This window comes from Lutibacter sp. (assembly GCF_040883305.1).
GTDB lineage: Bacteria > Bacteroidota > Bacteroidia > Flavobacteriales > Flavobacteriaceae > Lutibacter.
Genome location: NZ_JBFLKT010000010.1, coordinates 1 through 2740, shown reverse-complemented (window position 1 = coordinate 2740; position 2740 = coordinate 1). Strand labels below are relative to the sequence as shown.

Annotated in this window: 3 protein-coding genes and 1 pseudogene; 2 read left to right on the top strand and 2 right to left on the bottom strand. The window is 28.6% G+C overall.

The features are described from left to right. A pseudogene (locus AB1Z17_RS00280) lies at positions 1-306 on the top strand (nucleoid-associated protein); the annotation flags it as partial. A 321-nt stretch (positions 307-627) separates the two neighbouring features. Here AB1Z17_RS00280 and lipB read toward each other — a convergent pair. Together lipB and AB1Z17_RS00270 are read right to left on the bottom strand one after the other, a co-directional pair. Next, a complete protein-coding gene (lipB, locus tag AB1Z17_RS00275; RefSeq protein WP_368049790.1) occupies positions 628-1323 on the bottom strand; it encodes a lipoyl(octanoyl) transferase LipB in 696 nt (231 codons plus the stop codon). Continuing rightward, positions 1323-1481, bottom strand: coding sequence for a YqaE/Pmp3 family membrane protein (locus AB1Z17_RS00270; protein WP_368049791.1), 159 nt, complete (start codon positions 1479-1481; stop codon positions 1323-1325). The genes lipB and AB1Z17_RS00270 overlap by 1 nt, the downstream gene beginning before the upstream one ends. Positions 1482-1570: 89 nt before the next feature. Between AB1Z17_RS00270 and gldA the strand changes: the two genes are divergently transcribed. Further along, entirely contained in the window at positions 1571-2467 is an 897-nt protein-coding gene (gldA, locus tag AB1Z17_RS00265; RefSeq protein ID WP_368049789.1) for a gliding motility-associated ABC transporter ATP-binding subunit GldA, read from the top strand. The last annotated feature ends 273 nt before the right edge of the window (positions 2468-2740 follow it).

The following is a 2740-nucleotide window of genomic DNA, read 5'->3' as shown; positions in this document are numbered from 1 at the left end:
GTAAATATCCACGATTTTAAAGATGAAGTTTTTGAAGAAAATGAAGATTTTAAACCTTTATTCGATAATTATAAAAAACAATTTGAAGAAATAAATGATGTGCTGGTTAGAAACCAGTTCGCTATTTCAGATATTGTTTTGAAAAAGCAAAAACAAAAAATTAAAACTGAAATAAAACTAGATACAAATATTCAAATTAAATTAGATATAGACGCACCCGATGCAGCAAGCGAATATTTAGAAAAAGGTTACGATGAGGAGAAAAAAATGAAATACTATAAAGTGTTTTATAACGAAGAGGATTAGTTTTGTCTAAAGTCTAAATTAGAGTAGTGGTGGCTGAGCGGAGTCGAAGCCCATTAATTTCTAAACGAAAGTTTTTTATAGCCATTCCTGCGCAGGCAGAAATCCAGACTATATTTTCAAAAAACACCTAACTTTAAAGTAAACAATAGCTTAATTAACATATTTCATAAATTGAACTTTCAATTTACGGTGCTTATGGATTCCTGTTTTCACAGGAATGACATTTTAGGACATAAAATATTTTAGCGTTCTAAAGAAAAGACAAACATAAATATTGAAATTGTTTCAATAGTTAGGCTTGATACAGCATCTTATGTTATTTTAATTTTCAAACTCAACATCAAATAACTCCGTAAATTGCTTTAAAATTTTTGTTTTAACTTCCTTTAAATCAACTTTTTCACCCAATTCAGCTTCCATAGAAGTAACTGCTTTTCCTTTAATTCCACACGGAATTATATTATCAAAATAACCTAAATTGGTGTTAGCATTTAAAGCAAAACCGTGCATAGTAACCCATCTACTAGTTCTTACTCCCATAGCACAAATTTTACGCGCAAACGGCGTTCCTACATCTAACCAAACGCCTGTTTCGCCTTCGCTACGCGATGCTGTAATTCTGTATTCAGCCAATGTTTTAATAATTACTTCTTCTAAAAAACGTAAGTATTTATGAATATCAGTAAAAAAATTATCTAAATCTAAAATTGGATAACCCACAATTTGTCCAGGACCGTGATACGTAATATCTCCACCTCTATTTATTTTATAAAATGTAGCTCCTTTTTGTTCAAGTTGCGCTTCATTAAGTAATAAATTGCTTAAATCTCCACTTTTACCTAAAGTATAAACATGCGGATGTTCAACAAAAACAAAATAATTTGGAGTTTTGTTTGTGGTATCTTTTTTTCTATTATCAATTTTTATATCAATTATTCCTTGAAATAACTTTTCTTGATAATCCCAAGTTTCTTTATAATCTTTTAAACCTAAATCTTGTAATATAACTTTTTGCATTAATTATTCGGATTATTGTTAATTATTAAAGCTGCAATTACACCTGGTATCCAGCCTAAACAAGTTAAAATAAATACAATAATTATAGACCCACAACCTTTATCAATAACAGCTAACGGTGGAAAAATGATGCAAAGTAGTACTCTTAAACAACCCATAATTATTTTTTTCAAAGTTCTTAAAATTATATGACGCATACAACGTTAATTTGTAACAACTAATTGTAATTAAAATGTATTTTTGTTAAATGTCTATTGAAGTTAAAAATATTACCAAGTTTTATAAAGATCAAAAAGCATTGAATAATGTAAGTTTTTCTATTAAAAAAGGAGAAATAGTTGGTTTTTTAGGTCCAAATGGTGCTGGAAAATCTACTATGATGAAAATTATAACCGGATTTATAACTCCTTCTGAAGGAGACGTTTTGGTTTGTGATTATAATATTAAAACCAATAAATTAAATGTTCAAAAGCATATTGGTTATTTTCCCGAACACAACCCACTTTATTTAGAAATGTATGTTAAAGAGTATTTATTGTTTAATGCTTCAATTTATAAAATTCCTAAAATTGAAGTTGAAAAAATAATTAAAAAAGTAGGTTTAACATCTGAAGCAGATAAAAAAATAAAGCAACTTTCTAAAGGTTATCGCCAGCGAGTTGGGTTGGCTGCAGCATTATTACACAATCCAGATGTGTTAATTTTAGATGAACCTACAACAGGTTTAGATCCAAATCAGTTGATAGAAATTAGAAGTTTAATTAAAGAAATTGGTAAAAATAAAACAGTGCTTTTTTCAACTCACATTATGCAGGAAGTAGATGCTATTTGTAATCGTGTTATTCTAATAAATAAAGGACAAATTATTGCTGATGAAAATTTAGTTGAACTCAAAAAAAATCAAGAGCAGATTATAGAAGTTGAATTTGATTTTAGAATTGAGAAACAGTTTATAAAAACGATCCCGAATTTAAAATCTGCTGATAATATCCACGACACTAGTTGGATATTGACTTTTAATACAACAAAAGATATGCGTCCAGCTGTATTTGATTTTGCACATGATAATGGTTTAAAAACACTTAAAATAAACACGAAAAATAAAAATTTAGAGAGTTTATTTCAAGAGTTAATTCCAAATTAAATCTTTATAGGTTTTTATTAATTAGCGCCACGTTATTGCGCGATGAAGCCTTAGGGAAGAAGCGATCTCATAAATCATAACTAGCAGTTTATTCTACCTACAGACAAAACAACAGAATGCGTCAATCGTACCACTTTCACAATGACGGTTAAAGTGATTATTTAAAAATCAGTTTACCTTTACTTTGCACATCTACTTCTACAATTGAAGGTTTGTTAAAAGAAATAACATTTCCAACCGAATGTATAGATCCTTTTAAACTGTTTGTTGGAT